The sequence below is a fragment of the Streptomyces pilosus genome (genome assembly GCF_014649835.1).
Taxonomy (GTDB): Bacteria; Actinomycetota; Actinomycetes; order Streptomycetales; family Streptomycetaceae; genus Streptomyces; species Streptomyces pilosus.
Genome location: NZ_BMTU01000002.1, coordinates 524,347 through 547,380 on the forward strand (window position 1 = coordinate 524,347; position 23,034 = coordinate 547,380).

Genomic DNA, 23,034 nt, shown 5'->3' on the forward strand with positions numbered 1-23,034 from the left:
AAAGGTGATCGTCGCGAACGTCACAAGGGCGGGCTTTTCAGATAGTGAGCGAGAGGCCGCGGGTCACCCGCCCGGCGGTGGGGAGGAGCCGCTCGCGGACCGCGCCGAGCCGGGAGAGCTGGTCCTTCGGCATCGACACCCCGAGTGATCCCAGCGTCCGGCCGCTGCGGACCGGCACCGCGACGCAGACGGTGCCCAGCGCGTACTCCTCCAGGTCGGTCACGGCCGGTGCCAGCGAGGTGGCCTCGATCTCGCGGATCAGTGCCGGGGCCGTGGTGATCGTCCGGGGAGTGAGGTCGTTGAGGGGGTGCCGGGAGAGGTACTCCCGGCGCGCCTCGTCGTCGAGCTCCCGCAGCACGGACTTGCCCAGGGCGGTGGCGTGCCCGGCGTCCTCGAAACCCACCCAGAGATCCACCCGGGGGGCGCGCGGACCGTCGGCGATGTCGGCGACCCGGATCTCGCCGTCCTCGTAGAACGTGAGGTAGACGGCGCTGGACAGCTCGTCGCGCAGCGCGGCGAGGGCGGGCCGGACCCGGCTCAGCAGCGCCTGTCCGCCGCCCGCGGTGTTCAGGGTCCGCATCCGGTCGCCCAGCACGAATCCGCCGTCGTCCAGCTTGCGCAGGTACCCGTCGTGCACGAGCGTGCGCAGCAGGTGGTAGGCGGTCGCCAGCGGCAGTCCCGTCTCCCGCGCCAGTTGCTTGGCCGGCGCGCCGTTCTGATGCGCGCTCGCCGCCTCCAGCAGCCGGAAGGCCCGCTGCACGGAGGAGATGAGCGTCGGGCTCGCACCCATGCGACCAGCCTGCGCCGCTCCTGCGCCACAGGCAAGAGCGGCCCGCGCCGGACGCGTGTCCCCCGGCCGGTGGGCCGGGGGAGTGGCGCGCGGTGCCGTCGGCCGGTCCGTCAGGGAGCGGGGACCTCGTCCACGAAGGAGGTGCCGGCGCCGCGCAGTGCCTGAATCCTCGAGGCGACCTGGGCCGGTGTGAGGACCTGGTCCTTGACGTGCAGCACGTAGTCGACCTGCTGGTCGTAGGCGCGGGGCGTGGTCGAGGTCAGGCCGTCGAGGTCGATCAGCCACTGGTTGAAGTTGATCGACATGGGGCGCTCGGGCAGGTACGCGGCGTCGTGGGTGCCGAAGTGCCGTCCGTCGACGTAGTAGGTGATGGCGCTGTCGTCGATGGTCACCACGAGGTCGTGCCAGCCGGCGAAGCTCTGCCGGCTCTCGCTGTGCTGGTTGACCGCCTGCCAGGGATCCGGGTTGTACGTCTCCCAGGAGGTCGTGTACAGGATGTTGGACGGCTCGCCCCAGCCTCCGTTGGGCAGGTACTCGAAGTCGTACTCGGCGTAGTCGTCCGCCATCGGTGCCTTGAGGTCGTTGATGGTGAAGAAGGTCTGGACGACCCGGTCGCCGTCGGGCCCGTACACGGGGGCGTCGGAGAACCGCACGCGGGCGGCGTACGTGCCGTTCCTGAACTTGGTGCCCCGGGTGAGGACTTCGGTGTGGGTGGTGGAGGCGCCGGTGCCGGCGGTGGAGGTCCGCAGGTTCATCACCGAGGTGCCGCCGGAGGAGGCGAAGGTGACCTGGGAGGGGTCCCAGGTGGCGCCGGGCACCCCGGGGCCGCCGGCGTTGGAGCGCACGCTCCAGCCGTGCGCGGAGAGGTCCGGGTCGGTGTGGGAGGCGTAGTCGAAGTCGTCGAACAGGGTCTGGCCGCCCTCGCCCGGCGGGTCGGTCGGGTCCGTGGGGTCGTTGCCCTCCGGGGCGGTCCCCCACACGGTGGCTCCGGCGAGCTGCGCGGTGACCCTGGGCCAGTCGGTGTAGGAGGTCCGGTCGCCGCCGAAGGAGTAGTCGTCGCTCTGCCTGAGCGTCTGCCAGTCGGAGCGGTGGAAGCGCAGTTGCATGTCCCCGGTGTCGGCGCCCGGGGCCAGCGACCCGGCGGCCGGGGTGAAGCCGATCTCCAGGTAGCGGTCGGCCGTGGCGGTGGGACGGGCGAGCGTCCCGAACGTGCCGGTGACGGCGGAACAGCCCCTGACCGCCCAGGAGCAGGCGAAACGGTACGAGGCGCCCGGTGCGTCGGCCTTGAAGTAGTAGCGGATCTTCACCTGGCTCAGCTGCACGGGTGACGAGCCGGTGTTGCGGACCTTGAACCAGGGCTCGCTCTGGTCGGCGGTGGCTCCGCCGGAGCCGGTGCGGTACTGCACGCTGACGGCACCCTCCGCGGCGGCGGCGGTGGTGGTCGCGGGAAGGCCGGCCAGGACGGCGCTGCCCAGCAGGGTGGTCAGCGCGAGCGCCGCGCGGGTGCGGCGGCCGGTGGGACGAGTACTCATCCGTGGTCCTTTCGGGGGTGGGGGTGGCGCACGGCGGGACGTCGGTGCGGCGCGCGTGGGGGCTGCCGGACGACGAGGAGTTCACGTTCACGGTGGCGGCCCGGCCCTCCGGGTTGACCAGTTGGCCGCCGAGGCTTTACCAGTCGATGTCGAGAGAAGGTGGCATAGACCAATGTGCGCGTCAACCCCCGGCACACGGATGGGAGTTGACGCGGCAGAAGGGCTCTCCCCGGCGAACGGACCAGTTAGGGTCGGAGCCGTACCAGTGGCCCGACGGTCCTCCGCGGCCGACGACGAACGAGAGCCCCGCATGGAGATCGACTCCGCCGCCTCAGGCGCCGTGCTCAAGCGTGAACGGGTCCGCGACGCGATCCTCGAACTCGTCGAGGCCCGGCGCCCGGGGGACGCCATCCCCTCGGAACGAGTCCTGTGTGCCGAACTGGGCGTCTCACGCCCGACCTTGCGTGCCGCGGTGGACGAACTCGTGGTCGCCGGGCTGCTGGTGCGCCAGCACGGACGCGGCATGTTCGTGGCGGCCGAGAAGATCACCCAGGAACTGGTCTCCGGGCGGGACTCGCTCACCCTGCCCCGGGCCGGCGGGGTGTGGACCAGCAGGGTCCTGGAGTTCCGCACCCTGCCGGCGGGTGCCAGGGTGGGCCGCAGGCTGCGTGTGCCGCCCGCGGCGCGGATCCGCTGCGCGACGCGGCTCCGGCTGGTCGACGGCTCGCCCATGGCCATCGAGCACCTGCACGTCCCGGCGGACCTGGTGCCCGGCCTCACCGAGGAGGAGCTGGAACACGGCGACCTCTACGAACACTTCCGGGACCGGCACGGTGTGCGGGTCGGCGAGGCGGTGCAGTCCATCGAGCCCACGGTGCTGACCCGCGCCGAGGCGGACCTGCTGGACGTACCCGAACTGTCGCCCGCCCTGCTGTTCGAGCGGCTCACCGGCGACACCGGCGGGCGTCCGGTCGAGTACGTCCGCTCCCTCTACCGGGGCGACCGCTACCGCATCGTGTCCCGGCTCGCGCTCGGACCGGCGACAGCCCGGCGGGAGCCGCCGGAGGGTCACCATCCGGGCATCCCGCCGGGCGACTTCGCCTCCCGGGGTCCGGTGACCTTCTCGACCCGGGGCGTGGTGCAGGGCGACGGCTGATCCGCCTTCGCCGCGCGAAGCCGAGGGTCACGGCTGATCCGCCTCCGCCCCGCGGACGCCGATCCGGAATCACGAACTCCCAACCCGTTGACAGGTCCATACCAGGGCGGGACGCTGCTGAGAGCGCTCTCACGACGGTTCCCGGCCACGGTTGAACGGAGAAGGAGCATGCTGCGCACCCTCACACGCAAGGTCATGGCGATGGGACTGGGTATCGCCACGGCGCTCGGCGGCTCATTGCTCGCCACCGGGGCGTCGTCCCCCGCCCACGCCGCGGTGCCCGACACCATCCCCATGACGATCACCAACAACTCCGGCCGCGGGGAGCCGGTGTACCTCTACAACCTCGGTACCGAGCTGTCCACCGGCCGGCAGGGCTGGGCCGACGCGGGCGGCACGTTCCACCCCTGGCCCGCCGGCGGCAACCCGCCCACGCCCGCACCCGACGCCTCGATCCCGGGCCCGGCGGCAGGGCAGACCAGGACCATCCGCGTCCCGAAGCTCTCCGGCCGCATCTACTTCTCCTACGGGCAGAAGATGGTCTTCAGGCTGACCACCGGCGGCCTGGTGCAGCCCGCCGTCCAGAACCCCACGGACCCCAACCGCAACATCCTGTTCAACTGGTCGGAGTACACGCTCAACCAGGACGGCCTCTGGCTCAACAGCACCCAGGTCGATATGTTCTCCGCGCCCTACACGGTCGGCGTGCAACGCGCCGACGGCGGCACGGCGACCGCCGGCCGGCTCAGGCCCGGCGGATACACCGGAGTCCTCAACGCCCTCAGGGCACAGCCCGGAGGCTGGGCCAACCTGATCCAGACCCGCCCCGACGGCACCGTGCTGCGCGCGCTGTCCCCGCTCTACGGGGTGGAGACGGGCGCCCTGCCGGCGACGATCCTGGACGACTACATCAACCGGGTCTGGCAGAAGTACTCCGGCTCGACGCTGACCGTCACGCCCTTCGGTGACCGGCCCGACATCAAGTACTCCGGCCGGGTCTCCGGCGGCGTCCTGCACTTCACGAACAGCTCGGGTGCCGTCGTCACCAGCTTCCACAAACCCGACGCCTCGTCCGTGTTCGGCTGCCACCGCCTTCTCGACGCCCCCAACGACCAGGTGCGCGGGCCGATCTCCCGCACCCTGTGCGCGGGCTTCCACCGCACCACCCTGCTCACCAACCCCAACCAGCCGGACTCCGGCGCGGCCGGCTTCTACCGGGAGCCCGTCACCGACCACTACTCCCGGATCATCCACGCGCACATGGCCGACGGGAAGGCCTACGGCTTCGCCTTCGACGACGTCGGCCACCACGAGTCGCTCGTCCACGACGGCAACCCGCGCCAGGCGTCCGTCACGCTCGACCCGCTCAACTGACCCACCCCGACGGTGCCCCGGCATGCTCCCGGGTGATCACACCGAAGCCCGGGCACCGTAAGGTGCCCCCATGTCTGCGACGTTGAACGCGGGGAAGACCCGTGCCGCACTGCGCACCTCGGCGCGCATCTCCGGTGAACTGCTGCTGGTCCTGGTGGCCGCCGCGGTGGTGCTGTGGGTGGTGGGCCGGATGTGGTCGGTGGTCTGGCCCCTCGTGGTCGGTCTGCTCCTCACCACGCTGACCTGGCCCCCGGCCCGCTACCTGCGCCGGCGCGGCATGCCCCCCGCTCTCGCCGCCTCCCTGGTGACCGTCCTGTTCCTGCTGGTGGCGGCGGGCACCGTGGCGCTGATCGCGGTGCCCGTGGCCTCGGAGTCCGGAAAGCTGGGCGAGGGTGTCGTCGAAGGCGTCCAGCGGCTGCGCGAATGGGCCGCCGGGCCGCCGCTGAACATCGACGACGCGCAGATCTCGGACGCCTTCGACAGTGCGACGGCCCGCCTCCAGGACAGCGCCGGGTCCATCGCCACCACCGCCGTCACCGGTGTGAGCACCGTCGTCAGCGGGGTCGTCACCGCCGTACTGGCGCTGTTTCTGATGTTCTTCTTCCTCAAGGACGGCCCGCGCTTCCTGCCGTGGCTGCGCCGCCAGCTCCCCGGCCGCCTCGCCACCGACATCCCGGTCGTGGCCGAGCGGTGCTGGCTCACCCTGGGCTCGTTCGTGCGCTCCCAGGCGCTCGTCGGCCTGTTCGACGCCGTCCTCATCGGCCTGGGCCTGTGGATCCTCGACGTGCCGCTGGTGCTCCCGCTGGCGGTGCTGACCTTCGTGTCCGCGTTCGTCCCCATCATCGGCGCCCTGTTCGCCGGACTGGTCGCGGTACTGATCGCTCTGGTGTCCAACGGACTGATGGACGCCCTGCTCGTGCTGGCGATCATCGTCGTGGTGCAGCAACTGGAGGGCAACGTGTTCCAGCCGCTGATCCAGAGCCGCGGTCTCGGACTGCACGCGGCCGTCGTGCTGCTGGCGGTCACCTTGGGCGGCAGCCTGGCCGGCATCGTCGGCAGCCTGCTCGCGGTACCCGTCGCCGCCCTGATCGCGGTCGTCTGGAACTATCTGCGCGAGCAGCTCACCGACCCGCCGCGGGAACCGGCGCCCGCCGTCCCGCCCACCGGCTGACCGGCACACCGGCCCCGCACCGAGAGGAAGCCCCCGTGACGTACGACCTCACCGCCCTGCGCGCCCAGGTGCCCGCGCTGGCCGCCGGCACCGCGCACTTCGACGGCCCCGGCGGCACCCAGACGCCGCAGCCCGTCATCGACGCCATCGGCGCCGCCCTCTCCGGGCCCCTCTCCAACCGCGGCGCGCTCCTGCCCGGCGAGCGCAACGCCGACACCGTGGTCACCGGGGCCCGCCGCGCCATGGCCGACCTGCTCGGCGCCGACCCCGCGGGCATCGTCTTCGGCCGCAGCGCCACCCAGCTCACCTACGACTTCTCCCGCACCCTGGCCGCCGGCTGGTCGCCCGGCGACGAGGTGGTCGTGACACGCCTGGACCACGACTCCAACATCCGCCCCTGGGTCCAGGCGGCCGAACGGGCCGGCGCCACCGTCCGTCACGCCGACTTCGACCCGGACACCGGTGAACTCACCGCCGACGACATCCGCGAGCGGCTGTCCGGACGCACCCGCCTGGTCGCCGTCACCGCCGCCTCGAACCTCATCGGCACCATCCCCCCGATCGCCGAGATCGCACGGATCGTCCACGAGGCGGGCGCCCTGCTGTACGTCGACGGCGTGCACTACACCGCGCACGCCCTGGTTGACGTCGGGGCGCTCGGCGCGGACTTCTTCGTCTGCTCCCCCTACAAGTTCCTCGGCCCGCACCACGGGGTCCTGGCCGCCCGCCCGGAACTGCTGGAGACCCTCCACCCGGACAAGCTGCTGCCCTCCACGGACGCCGTACCCGAGCGCTTCGAACTCGGCACGCTGCCCTACGAGTTCCTCGCCGGAACCCGAGCGGCCGTCGACTTCCTGGCCGCACTGTCCGGACAGCGGGCCGGCGACCGCCGGGCCCGGCTCGTCCGGACCTACGAACTGCTCGAGGAACACGAGACCGTGCTGCGGGACCGGCTGGAGAAAGGGCTGGCGGCCCTCGACGGGGTCACCGTGCGCTCGCGGGCCGCCCGGCGCACCCCCACCCTGCTGATCACCCTCGACGGCCACCGCACCGAGGACGCCTACCGCTTCCTCGCGGAGCGCGGCGTCCACGCGCCCTCCGGCAGCTTCTACGCCCTGGAGGCCTCCCGCCACCTCGGCCTCGGGGACACCGGAGGACTCCGCGTCAGCCTGGCCCCGTACACCGACGTCGAGGACGTCGACCGCCTCCTGGCCGGCCTGGCGGCCTTCCTGGAGCGGCCGGCGCATGGGTGACGGCACGTCCCTGAGCTACCCCGCCCGCGGGGCCACCTCCCCGGACACCCCGCTCTGGCCCGCCTCCCCGCCCGGGTACCGCCGCTACGAGAAGACCGTCACCCTCGGGCACTCGGACGGCACCTGGGCGGCGGCCAGGGACGCCGTGGTGCGCTGGGAGGTCAAACGCCGCAGCGGCTTCTCCGTCGCCCCGGCCGACGGCGGCGGCCTCCGGGTGCGGAGCGGCGGGCGGTACACCATCACCGCCGGACCCGGCCGGTTCTCCGTCCGCGAGCCGGTCGAGGTGGTCGCCGTGGTGGAGACCGCGAACCGGTGCGGCTTCGCCTACGGCACCCGCTGGGGCCACCCGGTCAGCGGCGAGGAGGCCTTCGTCGTACACCGGGACGACGACGGCCGGGTCCTGCTGACGCTCCGCTCACTGACCCGGGCGGCGCCCGCCGGCCCCTGGCGGTACCTCTTCCCGGTCCTGCTCCTCGTCCAGCTCGGCGTCCGCGCCCGCTACCTCCGCGCGCTGCGGTGAGCGCCACGGCACGGCACCGGCCGGCCGGGCATGGCATCGTGGTCGCATGACCGTCGAAGTCCGCCCCGCCTCCGTCTTCGCGGACGTCCGCGCCGTGCTCGGTCCCAAGTCGCCCACGGCGAACGTGTGCTGGTGCCTGAGCTACCGCGTCCCCTCGAAGCTCAACCAGGAACTGCGCGGACCGGCCCGCGGCGACTACGTCGCCGAACTGTGCCGGACCGGCACACCCATCGGGGTGCTCGCCTACGACGGCGGCGAACCGGTCGGCTGGGCCGCCGTCGCACCCCGCGCGGACACCTCCTTCGCCCGCAGCCGCAAGATCCCCCACGTCGACGACCTGCCCGTCTGGTCCCTGTGGTGCATCCGGGTGCGTCCCGGTCACCGCAAGCAGGGCATCTCGCACGCCCTCATCACCGGCGCGGTCGACTTCGCCCGCGCCCACGGCGCCCCCGCGATCGAGGCGTACCCGCTCGACAACGGCGACGCCCGCGTCGACCTGACGATGGCCTACGCCGGGATCCGCAAGAACTTCGAGCGGGCCGGCTTCACCCACGCCGCCGACACCACCTCGGTGCTGTCCGGCCACCCCCGCGTCCTGATGCGCCTGGACCTGCGCTGAGGGGGCGCCGACGGGGCGGGGGCGTTCAGGAGTACAGGGCCGCGATCTCCGCGGCGTACGCCTGCTCGGCCGCCTGCCGTCTGACCTTGAGGGAGGGGGTCAGCAGCCCGTTCTCCTCGGTGAACTCGCCCTCCACCAGGGTGAAGGCGCGGATGGACTCGGCGCGGGAGACGGCCTCGTTGGCGTAGTCCACGGCCTTCTGCACGTCGGCGCGCATCCGCGGGTCGCGGACCACCTCGGACATCGGGGTGTCGGCGGGCAGCCTGCGCACCGACAGCCAGTGCGCGACCGTCTCGGGGTCGAGGGTGACCAGCGCACCGACGAAGGGCCGGTTGTCGCCGACGACGAGGCACTGGCCGACGGGCGGACGGCTGCGCAGCCGGTCCTCCAGGACGGCGGGGGAGACGTTCTTGCCGCCGGAGGTGACGATGATGTCCTTCTTGCGCCCGGTGATGGTCAGATAACCGTCGTCGTCGAGGGAGCCGAGGTCCCCGGTGGTGAACCAGCCGTCGTCGAGCACCTCCTGGGTGGCGGACGGGTTGTTCCGGTACGACCCGAAGACGATGCCGCCCCTGACGCAGACCTCGCCGTCGTCGGCGATGCGGACCGCCGTGCCGGGCACCGGGAGGCCGACCGTGCCGGGACGGGGGCCGAGCGGCGGGACGATGGTCGCGGCGGCGGTGGTCTCGGTCAGGCCGTAGCCCTCGTAGACCATGATGCCGGCGGCGTAGAAGAACAGGTTGAGGTCGCGCTCCAGGGGGGAGCCGCCGCTGATGGCGTACCGCACGCGCCCGCCGAGCTCCTTGCGCACCCGGCGGTAGACGAGCAGGTCGTACAGCGCCCAGGCCGCGTAGAGGCCGGGGCCGGGGCCCTTGCCGCGGCCGAGGAAGCGGTTCAGATGGGCCTCGCCGAAGCGGACGGCGACGCGGTGGGCCCGTTCGAAGGAGGCGCCGCGGCCCAGCTTCTCGGCGGTGGCCCGGCCGGTGTCGTGGATCTTCTCGAACAGGTAGGGGACCCCCACCAGGAACGTCGGACGGAACGCCTTGAACCTGGGCCGCAGTTCGTCCGGCTTGATGCTCGGGCAGTGGCCGATCTCGATGCGGGCCATCAGGCAGGAGATCTGCAGGGTGCGGCCGAGGATGTGCGCGAGCGGGAGGAACAGCAGGGTCGAGGCGACCTGGTCGGTGACCTCCTTGAAGACGGGGTGCAGCAACTCGATGGTGTTCGCCGCCTCCGCGTACAGGTTGGCGTGGGTGAGGACGCAGCCCTTGGGACGCCCGGTGGTGCCGGAGGTGTAGCAGACGGTCGCGACGGTGTCGGGGGTGAGGGCCGTGCGCCGCTTGGTGACCTCCTCGTCGGACACGCCCTCGCCGAGCGCGGTGAGGTCGGCGAGGGCGCCCGCGTCGAGTTCCCACAGGCGCGGGGGCTCGGTACGGGCGGCGGTGCCCGTGCGGACCGTGGCGGTGTTCTCCGCGGTCTCCGTGACGGCGTACCGGGCACCGGAGTCACCGATGATCCACTCCACCTGGCCGGCGGAGGAGGTCGGGTAGATCGGCACGGTCCGGCCGCCGGCGGACCAGATGGCGAAGTCCAGCACCGCCCACTCGTAGCGGGTGCGGGACATCACGGCGACCCGGTCGCCCGGTTCCAGTCCGGCCGCGATCAGGCCCTTGGCCACGTCGGTGACTTCGCGGGCGAAGGCCGCCGCCGTGACCGGGTGCCAGGCGCCCCGTTCCTCGCGGCGCAGCACCACCGCGTCGGGCGCCTCGGCCGCGTTGGTGAACGGGATGTCCGCGGTACTGCCGGTCGTCCGCCGGGCGGCGAGGGCCGCCGTACGGGCCTCACGGACGACGCCCCGCTCGTCCCTGACGAGCTCGACCCCGGTCCGCCCCGCCAGATCGGTGCGTCGTTTCGCCCGTTTCAGATCCCTGCGTACACCCATGACGGCTCCCGGTCGCGGCTGATGCGGTCGTGCTGGTTGCTGCCGTTCCTACTTACTCAGGAGTCAACTTACCGGTGCGTAAGGCCGAGTCAAAGGGCCGGGGTCACTCCAGACGGTCCGCCCGGCGGATCGCCTCGGCCAGCCCGCGGACGTCGTCGTCCTCGGTCCGCTCCGCCAGTGAACCCGCGCGCTCCGCGAGTTCACCGAGCCCCGGGGCGCCCGGCAGGGCGCTGTGGCGGTGGTCGGAGGAGCGCAGCGCGTCGGCGAAGTAGGCGGCGGTGGCGGTGACCGCCAGACCGCTCCGCGCGCGCCAGACGGAGTCCGCCAGACCCTCGGTCTCCACGTCGCCCGTCTCCTCGTGCGGCGCACGGCTGCCCGGGTCCAGCCAGCGCACGGTCGCCGTCGCCAGATGGCCCTCGGCGCCCGGCCGGGTGCGCACGGCGTACAGGGCCGTCACGGTGTGCCCGGGCCCGACCTCGCCGCCGTCGACGCCGTCGTCGCGGAAGTCCTCGTCGGCGACCCGGCGGTTGTCGTAGCCGACCAGGCGGAACTCGGCGACCGTCCCCGGGTCGAAGGCGACCTGCGCCTTCGCGTCCCGCGCCGTCAGCTCGATGTTCCTCGGCAGCTGTTCGCAGAACACCTCCCGCGCGTCCCGCTCGTCGGACACGTACACCGTGTGGCCGTCGCCGCGGTCCGCGAGCCGCTCCATGAGCGCGTCGCCGTAGTCGCTGCCGACGCCCACGCCGAACAGGGTGACACCGTGCTCGCGGCGGGAGTCGGCGATGCGTTCCAGGATGGTGTCGGCCTCCGTCTCGCCGGTGTTGGCGAGCGCGTCCGAGACCAGGACGACCCGGTTGGTGGCTCCCTCGCGCAGTCCCTCGACGGCCGTCTCATATCCGGTCTCCACGCCCGCGCCGAGGTTGGTGGAGTCGGTGGGCTCCAGGCCGGCGATCGCGTCGTGGATGTCGCCCCGGTTGCCGCCGATCCGCGTCATCGGCAGGACGGCCTCGGCCTCGTCGCTGAAGGTGACGAGGGCCACCGAGTCGTCGTCGCGCAACCGGTCCGTCATGGTGGCCAGGGACTCCTTCGCCAGGTCGAGACGGCCCGGCTCGGCCATCGAACCCGAGACGTCGATGACGAAGGTCAGGGCGGCGGGCGGCCGGTCACCGCTCGGCTCGGCGGTCCGGGTGGCCAGGCCCACCCGGACCAGCGACCAGTCCTTCTCCCCGGTGCGGGCCCCGTCGACGGTGACCGTGAAACCGTCGCCGCCGGGCCGTTCGTAGTCCTGCCGGAAGCTGTTGACGAACTCCTCGGGGCGCACGGTCGACGGCTCGGGCAGCCGGCCCTCCGCGAGGGTGCGGCGGGCGTAGCCGTACGAGGCCGTGTCGACGTCCAGGGCGAAGGTCGACAGGTGGTCGGGTGCCGGGGCGACGTCGCGCGCGTCCTGTTCCCCCTCGTTCCGGTCACCGTCGTACCGTCCGCCCGGCCCCCGGGGACCGTCCGGTGCGGGCATCGGCGCCGAACCGCCGCTCCCGCGGTCGTAGGACGAGTCGCCCGCCCGCGACCCGCCGTCGTCCCCTCCGCCGCACCCGCTCACCAGCAGCCCGCTCGCCACCGTGAGCGCGATCAGCACTCCGGCCGGCCGGCATGACCCGTTCCGCCTCATCGTCCCTGCCCCCTCGCTCCGTTGAACGCCGACTTCCTCGACTGTGACGGCGGGGCGGGCCGGAACGTGCGGTACGGGGCGTTGCGGGTGCGTCTCGAAGTGGCCACGGAAAGAGCCCGCCGAGACCGGTAGGTGATACTCCGCCGGCCCGCGGCGTCACACCCCGGCCCCCGAAGCCGCCTCCGGCCGGTGGGAACGGCGCCCGGCGAGTGCGTCGCGCGGGCCCCCGGGCCTCCGAACCGGGGCCGCGGCGCCGTAGGATCGGGTGATCTCGTGGGGGTGGTCATGGTCAGGCAGCGTCCCGGCACACCGACGCTCGAGGAGGTCGCCGCGCTCGCCGGAGTGGGGCGGGGCACCGTCTCCCGCGTCATCAACAACGCGGCGGGTGTGAAGGAGTCGACGCGCCGCACCGTGCAGCGGGCCATCGCGGAACTGGGCTACGTCCCCAACCTGGCCGCCCGCTCGCTGGCGGGCCGGCGCGCGGACGCCGTCGCGCTGGTCATGACGGAGCCGGACTGGCGGATGTTCGGCGAACCGTTCTTCTCGGAGATCGTGCGGTCCGTCGGCGACGCGCTCACCGACACCAAGGTGCAGCTGCTGCTCACCCTCGTCCGCACGGACGCCGAACGCCGGCGCTTCGTGGAGTACGCGCGCGGCGGCCGGGTGGACGGGGTCATGCTGATGTCCGTGCACGCCGAGGACGCGCTGCCCGACATGCTCGCCGAGGTGGGGCTGCCCACCGTGCTGCTGGGGAGGCGATCGGGCGACGAGGGCGTGACCTATGTGGACGCGGACAACGCCGGAGGCGCCCGCAGCGCGGTGACGCACCTGCTGGACAGCGGCCGCCGCTCCGTCGCGACCGTCACCGGCCCGCTCGACATGTACGTGGCCCAGTGCCGGCTGCGCGGATACCGCGAAGCGCTGCTGCGGGCGGGGGTCGAGAGCCGCCCGTCGTGGATCGCCGAGGGCGACTTCTCCGAGGACAGCGGGCGGCGCGCGACGGCCGGACTGCTGGAGCGCGCACCGGAGATCGACGCGGTGTTCGCCGCCTCGGACACCATGGCCGCCGGAGCGCTGAACGCCCTGCGTGCGGCGGGTCGCCGGGTGCCCGAGGACGTCGCGGTGATCGGTTTCGACGACTTCCCCCTCGCCCAGCACACCGACCCGAAGCTGACCACGGTGCGGCAGCCGCTGGAGGACATCGGCCGGACCATGGTGCGCCTGCTGCTGGAGGAGATGGAGGACTCGGCGGTGGCCTGGCGGCACGTCATCCTCCGTACGGAGCTGGTGCTCCGCGGTTCCGCCTGACGCGCCCGCCTGTCGGACGCGAAAGTTTTCGGGAGCGCTCCCGTCGCGCGACCCCTTCTCGATCACCTCGCTGACCTGCGGTTTCGAAATGAATTCGACAGGCCCGTGCGCACAGTCTTGTCAGGGACATGTGAGCCTTCTACAGTCCGGATCCGAACCAGTAATGGGAGCGCTCCCATCACATGGGGAGACGGGAGCGCTCCCGCCGGTCGCCCACGCACCCTCCAGGAGAGGCCCCCCGCATGCGACGGTTACCGCACCAGACCCGCACACTGTTCGCGACCCTCCTCACGGCTCTCGCCGTGGTCGCCGCCCTGATGAGCGCGACGGCTCCCGCCCGGGCCGACACCACGATCTGCGAACAGTACGGATCGACCACCATCCAGGGCCGCTACGTCGTCCAGAACAACCGCTGGGGCACCAGCGCCCCGCAGTGCGTCACCGCCACGGACAACGGCTTCCGTCTCACGCAGGCCGACGGCTCGGTGCCGACCAACGGCGCCCCGAAGTCGTACCCGTCGGTCTTCAACGGCTGCCACTACACCAACTGTTCGCCCGGCACCGCGCTCCCGGCCCGGATCAGCGGCATCTCCGGCGCGCCCACCAGCATCTCCTACGGCTACGTCGGCGACGCCGTGTACAACGCCTCGTACGACATCTGGCTGGACCCCACGCCCCGCACCGACGGCGTGAACCGGACCGAGATCATGATCTGGTTCAACAAGGTGGGCCCGATCCAGCCGATCGGTTCCCAGGTCGGCACGGCCACCGTCGGCGGACGCACCTGGCAGGTGTGGTCGGGCGGCAACGGGACCAACGACGTGCTGTCGTTCGTCGCACCGTCGGCCATCAGCAGCTGGAGCTTCGACGTCATGGACTTCGTCCGGGAGACCGTCGCGCGCGGGATGGCGCAGAACGACTGGTACCTGACGAGCATCCAGGCCGGTTTCGAGCCCTGGCAGAACGGGGCGGGACTCGCGGTGAACTCCTTCTCCTCCACCATCGAGACCGGCGGCGGCGGCCCCGGTGGGCCCGGCGGCCCCGCGGCGTGCTCGGTGTCGTACGCCACCAACGTGTGGCCGGGCGGCTTCACCGCGAACGTCACGGTGCGCAACACCGGTTCGGCCCCCGTCGACGGCTGGACGCTCGCCTTCACCCTGCCCTCGGGGCAGCGCGTCACCCACGCCTGGAACGCGACGGTCGCTCCCTCCTCGGGTGCCGTCACGGCCAGGGCGACGGACAACAACGCCCGCATCGCGCCCGGCGGCAGCCAGAGCTTCGGGTTCCAGGGAACCTACAGCGGTTCCTTCGCCCAACCGAACGGCTACAGCCTGAACGGCACCGCCTGCACGACCGCCTGACACGTCGCAAGGGGCCGCGCGCCCACCGTGTCCGGCGGCTCCGGGGCCCGCTCTTCCTCCCTGCGCCGGCAGGGCGGCCCCCGGCCCGCCCCAGATCCCCCTGCCCGATCCGGTCGACGCCCCTCCCGGGACGGGCAGGGGTTCCACTCCCTCACCACGCTCCGGCCGCTCCTCCCGCTCCGCCGCCCCCTCGTCCCGGCGCAGGCCGGGTCACCGATTCACCCACCCGCCATCGGCACAGGAGACCCCATGGCCTTACGCAACAGATTCATGGCCCTCGCAGCGGTGCTGGCCACCCTCCTCGGAGGGCTCGGCCTGAGCTTCCTCTGGCAGAACAACGCGCAGGCGCACGGCGTGGCGATGATGCCCGGTTCGCGCACCTACCTCTGCCAGCTGGACGCCGTCACCGGCACCGGGGGACTGGACCCGTCCAACCCGGCGTGCCGCGACGCGCTGAACCGCAGCGGCGCCTCGGCGCTGTACAACTGGTTCGCCGTGCTCGACTCCAACGCCGGTGGCCGCGGCGCCGGTTACGTCCCGGACGGCACCCTCTGCAGCGCCGGTGACCGGTCCCCGTACGACTTCTCCGCCTACAACGCGGCCCGCTCCGACTGGCCCCGGACACATCTGACGTCCGGTTCCACGATCAAGGTGAAGTACAGCAACTGGGCAGCCCACCCGGGCGACTTCCGGGTGTACCTCACCAAGCCCGGCTGGTCGCCCACCTCCCAGCTGCGCTGGGCCGACCTGGAGCTGATCCAGACCGTCACCGACCCGCCCCAGCAGGGTTCGGCGGGCACCAACGGCGGTCACTACAACTGGAACCTGAACCTGCCCTCCGGCCGCTCCGGGAACGCGCTGCTCTTCATGCAGTGGGTGCGTTCGGACAGCCAGGAGAACTTCTTCTCCTGCTCCGACATCGTCTTCGACGGCGGCAACGGCGAGGTCACCGGCATCGGCGACTCGGCGCCCGACCCGGACCCGACTCCCACCGACCCGCCTCCGCACACCGGGTCCTGCATGGCCGTGTACAACGTGGTGAACTCCTGGAACGGCGGCTTCCAGGCCTCGGTCGAGGTCATGAACCACGGGACATCACCGCGCAACGGGTGGGCGGTGCAGTGGAAGCCCGGTGACGGGACCCGGATCGCCAGCGCGTGGAACGGTTCGCTGTCCACCGGTTCCGACGGCACGGTGACGGTCAGGAACGTCGACCACAACCGCGTGATCCCGGCGGACGGAAGCGTCACGTTCGGCTTCACGGCCACCTCGTCGGGCAACAACTTCCCGGCGGGAACGATCGGCTGCGTGAATCCGTGACGCCCGCTGCGGGGACCGACGCCGACGGTCCCCGCAGCGCGGGGCCCCGCACCGCCGCGCGGTACGGGGCCCGTTGCGCGTCACCCGGGCCGAGCCCCGGTCAGACGCCCGCGACCGACTGGATCCAGGAGCGGTACGCCGTCACGTTGGTGTACGCGGTGGTCGTCTGACGGTCACTGGTGGAGGCGACACCGACCTGGACGCCGTTCGCCATCATCGGGCCGCCCGAGTCCCCGCCGGCGGTGATGCCGTCGCCCCTGCGGGCACAGATCGCGGAGCCGCCGTAGGCGTCACCGCACGCACCGGTGACCGTGACGTTCGCGACCTTCAGGTAGCGGGACTGGCAGGTCGCCTCGGAACCGCACCGGGAGGTGGCGCCCCAGCCGTACACCTGCACGCTCTGGCCGACACGCACGGTGCCCGGCTGACCCAGGCGCGCGTAGGTCGCCGACACGGAACGGTCGAGACGGACGAGCGCGAGGTCCGAGCTGTGGGTGTAGGTCTGCGCACCGTTGGCGACGGTTCCGCCGCTGTGCTGGTCCAGACTGCCGATGCGGAAGGACAGTCCGCCGCCGCTGACGCAGTGCTTGGCGGTGAGGATCCAGGTCGGGGCGATGATCGTCGCCGAGCAGGTCTCCCTGCCGTTGGAGAACAGCCGGGCGGCCCACGGGCCGCTGCTCGCCTGGCTGCCGCCGATGATGGGCTGCGGGCCCTGGGAGACCGGGGGTGCCGGGGACTCGGCCGCGGCGGCGTTGGGGGCGAGAAGCGCGAGGACGGAGACCGCCGCGGCGGCGAGAGCGGGCATGAGCCTTGATATGCGCAAGGTTCCTCGATTCCGGAGCCACGCCGATGGGCGTGTGGGTGTGGGGGTCCACGGCCCCGAGGGCCGCGCCCGGACGAACTGCCCCGCACGGCGGTGCGGTTCGCCGAGGCGTCACCCAGAATTCCGGACGATCGCCGAACGGCGGTACTCACACTTGGTGATAACGCGGTGCTATACCCGGCGGGACGGGGAGAGGGGACCGCCGGGACGGACGGACTACAGCCGGACGACGATCAGGGCGATGTCGTCGGGTCCTCCGTCGGCCACGCCGAGGCACGCGAGCAGGGTGTCCGCCAGCTCGTCCGGGCTCAGCCTGGCGTGCCGCGCGACGGCCCCGGTGAGGCGCAGCAGTCCCGAGTCGATGTCCTCACCGCGGCGTTCGACCAGTCCGTCGGTGTACAGCACGAGGGTGTCGCCCGGCGCGTACGGCACTGTCGCCTCAGGGCGTGGTGTCTGGTGGCTGAGGACGCCCAGCGGCGGGTCGGTCGCCTGGTCGAGCAGTGCGGTGGTGCCGTCCGGACGGGACAGGACGGGCGGCAGGTGCCCGGCGCTGGTGTAGGTGATCCGGTGGTTGCGCCGGTCGACGACCGCCTTGACCGCGGTCGTCGCGAGCGCGCTCTCGAACGTACGGGCGTACCCGCTGAGGACGTCCATGGCCCTGCCCGGCTCGGGGATGGCGCGGACGGCCGCGGACAGGGCGCTGCGGAGCATGCCCATCATGGCGGCGGCCTCCAGGCCGTGTCCGACCACGTCGCCGACCGCGACGGTGAACCTGTCGTCGGGGAGGTCGACCACGTCGTACCAGTCGCCGCAGATGTTCATGGACCGGGTCGCGGGCATGTAGCGCACGGCGATCTCACGGTGCGCCGCCAGGTCCGGGGCGTGCAGCATGGCCTTCTGCAGGGTGAGGGCGGTCAGGCGTTCCCAGTCGTGTGCGTCGCGCAGCTCCTCGTTGACGAGCTGGAGGTCCTGGGCGCGGGTGAACAGTTCCAGCTCGACGTCCTCCCCGCCCTCGCGGGCATCGTCCCCCGGCTCGGCCGGCACGGGACGGGACAGCATGTACTCCGTCAGGTCCTGCACCCGGTGGATGATCCACCCGACCTCTCCGTCCGGCGTCAGAACGGGTGTGTTGACGGGGGACCACCACCTCGCCCGGAACACCCCAGGGCGCCCGGAGACGGCGAGGTCGTACCGCTGCACCGCCATGGTGTCCGGCTGTTTCGAGCTCACCACGCGCTCCAGCGAGGCGGTCAGGTTGCGCACTCCGGTGGCGGTGGGGTCCGCCGGATTGTCCGGGTGGACGTCGAAGAGGTGACGGCCGACGAGCTCGTCCCTCGTCCGGCCGGTGACCTCGAGGTAGGCCTCGTTGACCTCGACGATCACGAAGTCCGGGGACAGCACCAGGTAGGGATTGGGCGTAGCGGCGAACAACGCCGGATAGTCGATCCGCGGTGTGCTCACGTGCGCTCTCCCGGTCCGTCCGCGGGCTCTCGTACGCCCCCTCCCACCATTCGACCACGCGGCCGACTCGCGCGGCGGGCACCGGCGCCCCGGGGACACCGCCCGGCCGCCTTCGCCGCGCCCGGCCGATACCGCGCACCGGCGACGGGCGCGGGCCCCGGTGCCGCCTTGTCGGATCCGCCTACGGTGCCGCCCGGTCGGATCGGCCCACGGTGCTGCCTGCTTCCGGCAGCCGGGCGGCCCGCAAGGTTGCCGACCTGCCGCCCCCTCCCGGCCCGGGGCGACTGCCTAGGGTTCGTTCCTGTGCGCCGGGAATCCCGGTCGGCGTCCGGTCCCACCCGGAAGTCTCCGGAGACCCACGCGGACCGGTCGCACCACGACAACGCCGCGTCCTGCTCCACCGCGGCGCACCCGGCCGTATCCCTCCCCCTCCCCCGGAATGACCGCCCATGCCGAGCCGAGACGCATCCCGTGAACCCCTTCCCCCACCGCACGACCTGGTCGAAGAAGTCGTCGTCCGCTTCGACGCCTACGCCCGGGCCCGGGCGGCGCGCGACAGCCTCTTCCCGACGGCGCGGACGACCCCGCGGCAGGAGCAGCGCGCCTTCGACGACCTGCAGGCAGCCGTCACCCGCCTGCGCAAGTGGCTCGGCTGAAGCCGGAGGGACGGCCCGGTGGGGGAGCCGGGCGGGGGAGCGGCCGCGGACGTGGGATCCGGTGCCGCCTCGCGTGAGGAGGACTCCCGGCCTTCCGGCGCCGGGTAACCATGGACCGGTTCACGGCTGCGAAGCTCACCTGGTTCCCGGAGCGCCGTCACGCCGCGCTCGCCGGCCGTCGGGCGACGGCTGCCTCCCGGGTCCCGCCGGCAACGGCGCCGACCGGACCCGGGAGGGCACCGGAGGAGGCCGTGGTGCCGCGCCGCCCGGCCGGCTCCGCCACCCGGGCGGGCGCGGTCGTGCGGTGCCGGAGGCACTGGCGCAGCGGAGCGTCGGGGGACACGGCAGGTCCGCCGCCGGCCGGTCTCAGGACGACTCGCGCACCACCAGCTCCGTCGGCAGTGTCCGTTGCTGCCGGGGCGCGCCGTGCTGGGTGATGTCGGTGAGGATGCGGGCCATGGTGCGGCCCAGTTCCTCCACCGGCTGACGCACCGTCGTCAGCGGCGGGTTGGTGTGCCGTGCCAGGACGGAGTCCTCGAAACCCACCACGGCGACGTCGCCGGGCACCTGCCGCTTCTGACGCCGCAATTCGGCCAGTGCGCCGACCGCCATGAGGTCGGACGCGGCGAACACGGCGTCCAGGTCCGGTGCGCGTTCAAGAAGCAAACGCATCGCGCGACCGCCGCTCTCCTCGCTGAAGTCACCCGTCTCCACGAGCAGTTCGTTCGCCGGTACCCCCGCCTCCGTATGCGCGGCGCTCCACCCGGCGAGCCGGCTGCGGCCGACGTCCATGTCCTGCGGGCCGGTGATCGTGGCGATCCGGGTCCTGCCGCTGCCCAGCAGGTGCCGGACGGCCTCGGCGGCCCCGCCCGCGTTGTCGGAGTTGACGTAACTCAGCTGCTCGCCCGCGTCACGCCGGCCGGCGAGCACGGTGGGCAGGCCCATCTCCTCCAGCATGCCGGGCAGTCTGTCCTCGGCGTGGACGGAGACCAGGAGCACGCCGTCGACACGTCGCGTCGCCACCGACTCGGTGAGCTGGTCACGCTCGGACTGGTCGCGCACCAGCATGAGCTGCAACTGGGTACGGCTCTCGGCGAGGGCGCCGCTGACCCCGCGGATCAGGGCGGCGAAGAACGGCTCCGAGCCGAGCCGGCTCTCCGACTCCGGGATCACGAGGGCCACGGCGTTGGTGCGGTTGGTCACCAGACCGCGGGCGACCGAGTTGGGCACGTAGTTGAGTTCCTTGATCGCCGCCAGGACCCTGGCCCGGGCGTCGGCACTGACCAGGTCGGAGCCGTTGACGACGCGGGAGACCGTGGTGCGGCCCACGCCGGCGCGGGCGGCGACCGTCTTGATCGTGGGACGGCGGTTGCTGCTCATGTGCTCCCCCTCGGCGGCCGCGGCGGCGAGCCTGCCGCGGAGGTGACCTGCGGCAATTCTTGCAGACCCGGACCCCCGCGGAGCACCCGCCGGGGTCCGGGAGGTGAACACCGTGCCGGGTGTGCGGCGACGAGTTGCTTTCAAGTTATTGACAGATCGGCCCGCTGCCAGGAGTCTTCGAGTCGCGATGGGAACGTGCCCACCCCGAGTTGGGCACGTTCCCACTTCGATCAGAGCCGCTGTAGTCATCGCAGAAATCGCCACTCCGATGTGTCAGCGCCGTCGCTAGGAGGAGACCCATGGGAACGCTCGCTTCACTGCGCACGAGAGCGGTGGCGACCGTCGCCGCCGCCGGTGCGCTGGCACTCGTCGTCGGCTGCAGCGACGGCGGTGACTCGGTCACCGGGGGTGGCAAGAAGGACGGCAAGGTCACCATCACGATGGGCCTGTTCGGCGTGATGGGCATCAAGGAAACGGGACTCCTGGAGAAGTACGAGAAGGAGAACCCCGACGTCGACATCAAGGCCGAGATCGCCGGTGACGAGCAGACGTACTACACCGCTCTGCAGACCAGGCTCGCCGCGGGCAACGGCCTGAAGGACATCCAGGGCATAGAGATCGGCCGGGCCAAGGAGATCACCGAGACCCAGTCCGACAAGTTCGCCGACTTTGCCGGAACCGCGGGCACCGACCACTTCCTGCCCTGGAAGCAGTCCCAGATCAGCACCGCGGACGGCAAGGTGCTGGGTCTGGGCACCGACATCGGCCCGATGGCGGTCTGTTACCGCAAGGACTACTTCGAGAAGGCCGGCCTGCCGACCGACCGGGAGGAGGTCGGCAAGCTGTGGGAGGGCGACTGGAACAAGTACGTCGAGGTCGGCCGCACCTTCAAGAAGGACTTCAAGGGCGGCGACGTGGCGTTCATGGACTCGGCCAGCGGCCTGTTCAACGCCATGGTCTACGGCCACTCCGAGCAGTACTACGACGAGAAGGGCGACCTGATCCACGACACGAACCCGGTCGTCAAGGACGCCTGGGCCCTGTCCGCCGACGCCGGTGAGAAGGGACTGACCGCCAAGCTGCGCCAGTTCCAGCCGGGTTGGGACCCCGGTCTGGCCAACGGCACATTCGCGACCGCCGTGTGCCCGGCCTGGATGCTCAGCCACATCAGCGAGAAGGCCGGTGCGGCGAACAAGGGCAAGTGGGACGTCGCCCGGGCCCCCAAGGGCGCCAACTGGGGCGGGGCCTTCCTCAGCGTGGTCGAGAAGAGCCCGGTGAAGGAGGAGGCGCAGAAGCTGGTCGCCTGGCTGACCGCGCCGGAGCAGCAGGCACACATCTTCACGGAGATCGGCAACATCCCGTCCTCGCAGAAGGCGCTGGAGAGCGACGGGGTGAGGAACGCCAAGTCGGAGTACTTCAGCGACGCCCCGATCGGCCAGATCTTCGGCGCGGCCGCGCAGGAGATCCCGGACAAGCAGGTCCTCGGCCGCAAGGACGGCACCATCAAGGACACCTTCTCCCAGGGCCTGGCCCTGGTCGAGCAGGGAACCGCGCGTGACGAGGCGTGGGACACCACGATGGAGCGCATCGAGAAGGCGGTCGGCTGACCGGGGTCCTCCCCGCGACGGTCCCGGGCCCGCCGGCATGGCACCGGCGGGCCCGGGACCCGGTCCACACATCCGCTCTCAGGAAGGAAGTCCGGTGGCCACCTCCACCACCAAGGCCCCGGCGGGCGAGGAGCCGCCGGCCGGGCCGAGCACCGCAGGCGGCCCGGGAACCGCCCGGCGCAGTGCGCTGCTGCACCGACTGGACGTCAAAGGCGCGCCGTTCGCGTTCGTCGCACCGTTCTTCATCGTCTTCGCCGCGTTCAGCTTCTACCCCCTCGTCTACACCTCGTGGATCTCCCTGCACGACGTGGAACTGGCCACCCTCGACGTCATGGAGTGGGTGGCGTTCGACAACTACGTCGAACTCTGGGGCGACTCGCGCTTCTGGAACGCGCTGGTCAACACCATCACCATCGGCGTCATCTCCACGGTGCCGCAGCTGCTGATGGCGCTCGGTCTGGCACACCTGCTCAACTACCGCATGCGCGCCTCGCTGTTCTTCCGCGTGGCCTCGCTGGTCCCGTACGCGACCTCGGTCGCCGCCGCAGCCCTCGTCTTCACCATGATCTTCGAACGTGACTTCGGCATGATCAACTGGGCACTCGGTGCGTTCGGGATCGACCCGGTGAACTGGGAGGCCGACAAGTGGCCCGCCCAGCTGGCGATCTCGACCATCGTCATCTGGCGCTGGACCGGCTACAACGCGCTGCTCTACCTGGCCGCCATGCAGGCCATCCCCGCCGACCGGTACGAGGCGGCCTCGCTCGACGGCGCCTCCCGGTGGAAGCAGTTCACCCACGTCACCGTCCCGGGCATCCGCTCGACCATCGTCTTCACCATCGTGCTCTCCACGATCGGCGCCACACAGCTCTTCGGCGAGCCGCTGATCTTCGGCCAGGGCCCGAACGGCATCACCGGCGGCGCCGACAACCAGTACCAGACGCTGGGCCTGCTGCTGTACGAGGAGGGCTGGAAGAACTACCAGATGGGCCGCTCCGCGACGGTCGCCTGGGCGATGTTCATGCTGCTCGTCCTCGCCTTCGTGGCGCAGCGCCTGATCAAGCGCCTGCGTTCCCGTACGTCCTGACCTGGAGT

General features: G+C 71.9%; 19 protein-coding genes. 12 read left to right on the forward strand and 7 right to left on the reverse strand.

Features of this window, described 5'->3' with window-relative positions:
• Window positions 1-37: 37 nt before the first annotated feature.
• Window positions 38-790 (reverse strand): IclR family transcriptional regulator, encoded by a 753-nt coding sequence (locus IE118_RS07320; protein WP_189556596.1) that lies wholly within the window; start codon window positions 788-790, stop codon window positions 38-40.
• 110 nt (window positions 791-900) lie between these two features.
• Window positions 901-2,322 (reverse strand): cellulose binding domain-containing protein, encoded by a 1,422-nt coding sequence (locus tag IE118_RS07325; RefSeq protein WP_189556598.1) that lies wholly within the window; start codon window positions 2,320-2,322, stop codon window positions 901-903.
• Between the two features lie 310 nt (window positions 2,323-2,632).
• Here IE118_RS07325 and IE118_RS07330 point away from each other — a divergent pair, with 310 nt between their 5' ends.
• From IE118_RS07330 to IE118_RS07355, 6 genes are all read left to right on the forward strand, one after another.
• A complete protein-coding gene (locus tag IE118_RS07330; RefSeq protein WP_189556600.1) occupies window positions 2,633-3,478 on the forward strand; it encodes a GntR family transcriptional regulator in 846 nt (281 codons plus the stop codon).
• A 168-nt stretch (window positions 3,479-3,646) separates the two neighbouring features.
• Window positions 3,647-4,852, forward strand: coding sequence for a glycoside hydrolase family 64 protein (locus IE118_RS07335; protein WP_189556602.1), 1,206 nt, complete (start codon window positions 3,647-3,649; stop codon window positions 4,850-4,852).
• A gap of 70 nt (window positions 4,853-4,922) precedes the next feature.
• Window positions 4,923-6,023 (forward strand): AI-2E family transporter, encoded by a 1,101-nt coding sequence (locus IE118_RS07340; RefSeq protein ID WP_189556604.1) that lies wholly within the window; start codon window positions 4,923-4,925, stop codon window positions 6,021-6,023.
• A 35-nt stretch (window positions 6,024-6,058) separates the two neighbouring features.
• Window positions 6,059-7,276: a cysteine desulfurase-like protein gene (locus IE118_RS07345; protein WP_189556606.1), complete on the forward strand. Its 1,218-nt coding sequence runs from the start codon at window positions 6,059-6,061 to the stop codon at window positions 7,274-7,276.
• The gene (locus IE118_RS07350) at window positions 7,269-7,796 is read left to right on the forward strand and encodes a DUF1990 domain-containing protein (RefSeq protein WP_189556608.1); all 528 of its coding nucleotides are present in this window, start codon (window positions 7,269-7,271) and stop codon (window positions 7,794-7,796) included. The genes IE118_RS07345 and IE118_RS07350 overlap by 8 nt, the downstream gene beginning before the upstream one ends.
• A gap of 46 nt (window positions 7,797-7,842) precedes the next feature.
• The gene (locus IE118_RS07355) at window positions 7,843-8,415 is read left to right on the forward strand and encodes a GNAT family N-acetyltransferase (protein ID WP_189556611.1); all 573 of its coding nucleotides are present in this window, start codon (window positions 7,843-7,845) and stop codon (window positions 8,413-8,415) included.
• A gap of 25 nt (window positions 8,416-8,440) precedes the next feature.
• Here the strand turns inward: IE118_RS07355 and IE118_RS07360 are convergent, their stop codons facing one another.
• Window positions 8,441-10,357 (reverse strand): AMP-dependent synthetase/ligase, encoded by a 1,917-nt coding sequence (locus IE118_RS07360; RefSeq protein ID WP_189556614.1) that lies wholly within the window; start codon window positions 10,355-10,357, stop codon window positions 8,441-8,443.
• A 103-nt stretch (window positions 10,358-10,460) separates the two neighbouring features.
• Window positions 10,461-12,023: a vWA domain-containing protein gene (locus IE118_RS07365; protein ID WP_189556616.1), complete on the reverse strand. Its 1,563-nt coding sequence runs from the start codon at window positions 12,021-12,023 to the stop codon at window positions 10,461-10,463.
• 285 nt (window positions 12,024-12,308) lie between these two features.
• Between IE118_RS07365 and IE118_RS07370 the strand changes: the two genes are divergently transcribed.
• From IE118_RS07370 to IE118_RS07380, 3 genes are all read left to right on the forward strand, one after another.
• Window positions 12,309-13,331, forward strand: coding sequence for a LacI family DNA-binding transcriptional regulator (locus IE118_RS07370; protein WP_189556618.1), 1,023 nt, complete (start codon window positions 12,309-12,311; stop codon window positions 13,329-13,331).
• Window positions 13,332-13,573: 242 nt separating this feature from the next.
• The gene (locus IE118_RS07375; protein WP_189556620.1) at window positions 13,574-14,692 is read left to right on the forward strand and encodes a glycoside hydrolase family 12 protein; all 1,119 of its coding nucleotides are present in this window, start codon (window positions 13,574-13,576) and stop codon (window positions 14,690-14,692) included.
• A gap of 249 nt (window positions 14,693-14,941) precedes the next feature.
• Window positions 14,942-16,012, forward strand: a complete 1,071-nt coding sequence (locus IE118_RS07380) for a lytic polysaccharide monooxygenase auxiliary activity family 9 protein (RefSeq protein WP_189556622.1) — start codon at window positions 14,942-14,944, stop codon at window positions 16,010-16,012.
• Window positions 16,013-16,112: 100 nt separating this feature from the next.
• Here IE118_RS07380 and IE118_RS07385 read toward each other — a convergent pair whose 3' ends face one another.
• The gene (locus IE118_RS07385) at window positions 16,113-16,817 is read right to left on the reverse strand and encodes a S1 family peptidase (RefSeq protein ID WP_373298387.1); all 705 of its coding nucleotides are present in this window, start codon (window positions 16,815-16,817) and stop codon (window positions 16,113-16,115) included.
• Between the two features lie 234 nt (window positions 16,818-17,051).
• Window positions 17,052-18,296 carry a PP2C family protein-serine/threonine phosphatase gene (locus IE118_RS07390; RefSeq protein WP_189556626.1) on the reverse strand — a complete coding sequence of 415 codons (1,245 nt, stop codon included), beginning with the start codon at window positions 18,294-18,296 and terminating at the stop codon, window positions 17,052-17,054.
• Window positions 18,297-18,745: 449 nt separating this feature from the next.
• Between IE118_RS07390 and IE118_RS07395 the strand changes: the two genes are divergently transcribed.
• Window positions 18,746-18,952, forward strand: a complete 207-nt coding sequence (locus IE118_RS07395) for a hypothetical protein (protein WP_189556628.1) — start codon at window positions 18,746-18,748, stop codon at window positions 18,950-18,952.
• 366 nt (window positions 18,953-19,318) lie between these two features.
• Here IE118_RS07395 and IE118_RS07400 read toward each other — a convergent pair whose 3' ends face one another.
• Window positions 19,319-20,332, reverse strand: a complete 1,014-nt coding sequence (locus tag IE118_RS07400) for a LacI family DNA-binding transcriptional regulator (protein ID WP_189556630.1) — start codon at window positions 20,330-20,332, stop codon at window positions 19,319-19,321.
• Between the two features lie 299 nt (window positions 20,333-20,631).
• Here IE118_RS07400 and IE118_RS07405 point away from each other — a divergent pair, with 299 nt between their 5' ends.
• Both IE118_RS07405 and IE118_RS07410 read left to right on the forward strand, forming a co-directional pair.
• The gene (locus tag IE118_RS07405; RefSeq protein WP_189556632.1) at window positions 20,632-21,939 is read left to right on the forward strand and encodes an ABC transporter substrate-binding protein; all 1,308 of its coding nucleotides are present in this window, start codon (window positions 20,632-20,634) and stop codon (window positions 21,937-21,939) included.
• 94 nt (window positions 21,940-22,033) lie between these two features.
• Window positions 22,034-23,026, forward strand: coding sequence for a carbohydrate ABC transporter permease (locus IE118_RS07410; protein WP_189556634.1), 993 nt, complete (start codon window positions 22,034-22,036; stop codon window positions 23,024-23,026).
• Window positions 23,027-23,034: the final 8 nt, after the last annotated feature.

What these genes read in the sequence shown, in the direction of transcription:
- IE118_RS07320 (WP_189556596.1), bottom strand. Translation starts at nt 790, where the DNA reads ATGGGTGCGAGCCCGACGCTCATCTCCTCCGTGCAGCGGGCCTTCCGG.
- IE118_RS07325 (WP_189556598.1), bottom strand. Translation starts at nt 2,322, where the DNA reads ATGAGTACTCGTCCCACCGGCCGCCGCACCCGCGCGGCGCTCGCGCTG.
- IE118_RS07330 (WP_189556600.1), top strand. Translation starts at nt 2,633, where the DNA reads ATGGAGATCGACTCCGCCGCCTCAGGCGCCGTGCTCAAGCGTGAACGG.
- IE118_RS07335 (WP_189556602.1), top strand. Translation starts at nt 3,647, where the DNA reads ATGCTGCGCACCCTCACACGCAAGGTCATGGCGATGGGACTGGGTATC.
- IE118_RS07340 (WP_189556604.1), top strand. Translation starts at nt 4,923, where the DNA reads ATGTCTGCGACGTTGAACGCGGGGAAGACCCGTGCCGCACTGCGCACC.
- IE118_RS07350 (WP_189556608.1), top strand. Translation starts at nt 7,269, where the DNA reads ATGGGTGACGGCACGTCCCTGAGCTACCCCGCCCGCGGGGCCACCTCC.
- IE118_RS07355 (WP_189556611.1), top strand. Translation starts at nt 7,843, where the DNA reads ATGACCGTCGAAGTCCGCCCCGCCTCCGTCTTCGCGGACGTCCGCGCC.
- IE118_RS07360 (WP_189556614.1), bottom strand. Translation starts at nt 10,357, where the DNA reads ATGGGTGTACGCAGGGATCTGAAACGGGCGAAACGACGCACCGATCTG.
- IE118_RS07365 (WP_189556616.1), bottom strand. Translation starts at nt 12,023, where the DNA reads ATGAGGCGGAACGGGTCATGCCGGCCGGCCGGAGTGCTGATCGCGCTC.
- IE118_RS07370 (WP_189556618.1), top strand. Translation starts at nt 12,309, where the DNA reads ATGGTCAGGCAGCGTCCCGGCACACCGACGCTCGAGGAGGTCGCCGCG.
- IE118_RS07375 (WP_189556620.1), top strand. Translation starts at nt 13,574, where the DNA reads ATGCGACGGTTACCGCACCAGACCCGCACACTGTTCGCGACCCTCCTC.
- IE118_RS07380 (WP_189556622.1), top strand. Translation starts at nt 14,942, where the DNA reads ATGGCCTTACGCAACAGATTCATGGCCCTCGCAGCGGTGCTGGCCACC.
- IE118_RS07385 (WP_373298387.1), bottom strand. Translation starts at nt 16,817, where the DNA reads ATGCCCGCTCTCGCCGCCGCGGCGGTCTCCGTCCTCGCGCTTCTCGCC.
- IE118_RS07395 (WP_189556628.1), top strand. Translation starts at nt 18,746, where the DNA reads ATGCCGAGCCGAGACGCATCCCGTGAACCCCTTCCCCCACCGCACGAC.
- IE118_RS07400 (WP_189556630.1), bottom strand. Translation starts at nt 20,332, where the DNA reads ATGAGCAGCAACCGCCGTCCCACGATCAAGACGGTCGCCGCCCGCGCC.
- IE118_RS07405 (WP_189556632.1), top strand. Translation starts at nt 20,632, where the DNA reads ATGGGAACGCTCGCTTCACTGCGCACGAGAGCGGTGGCGACCGTCGCC.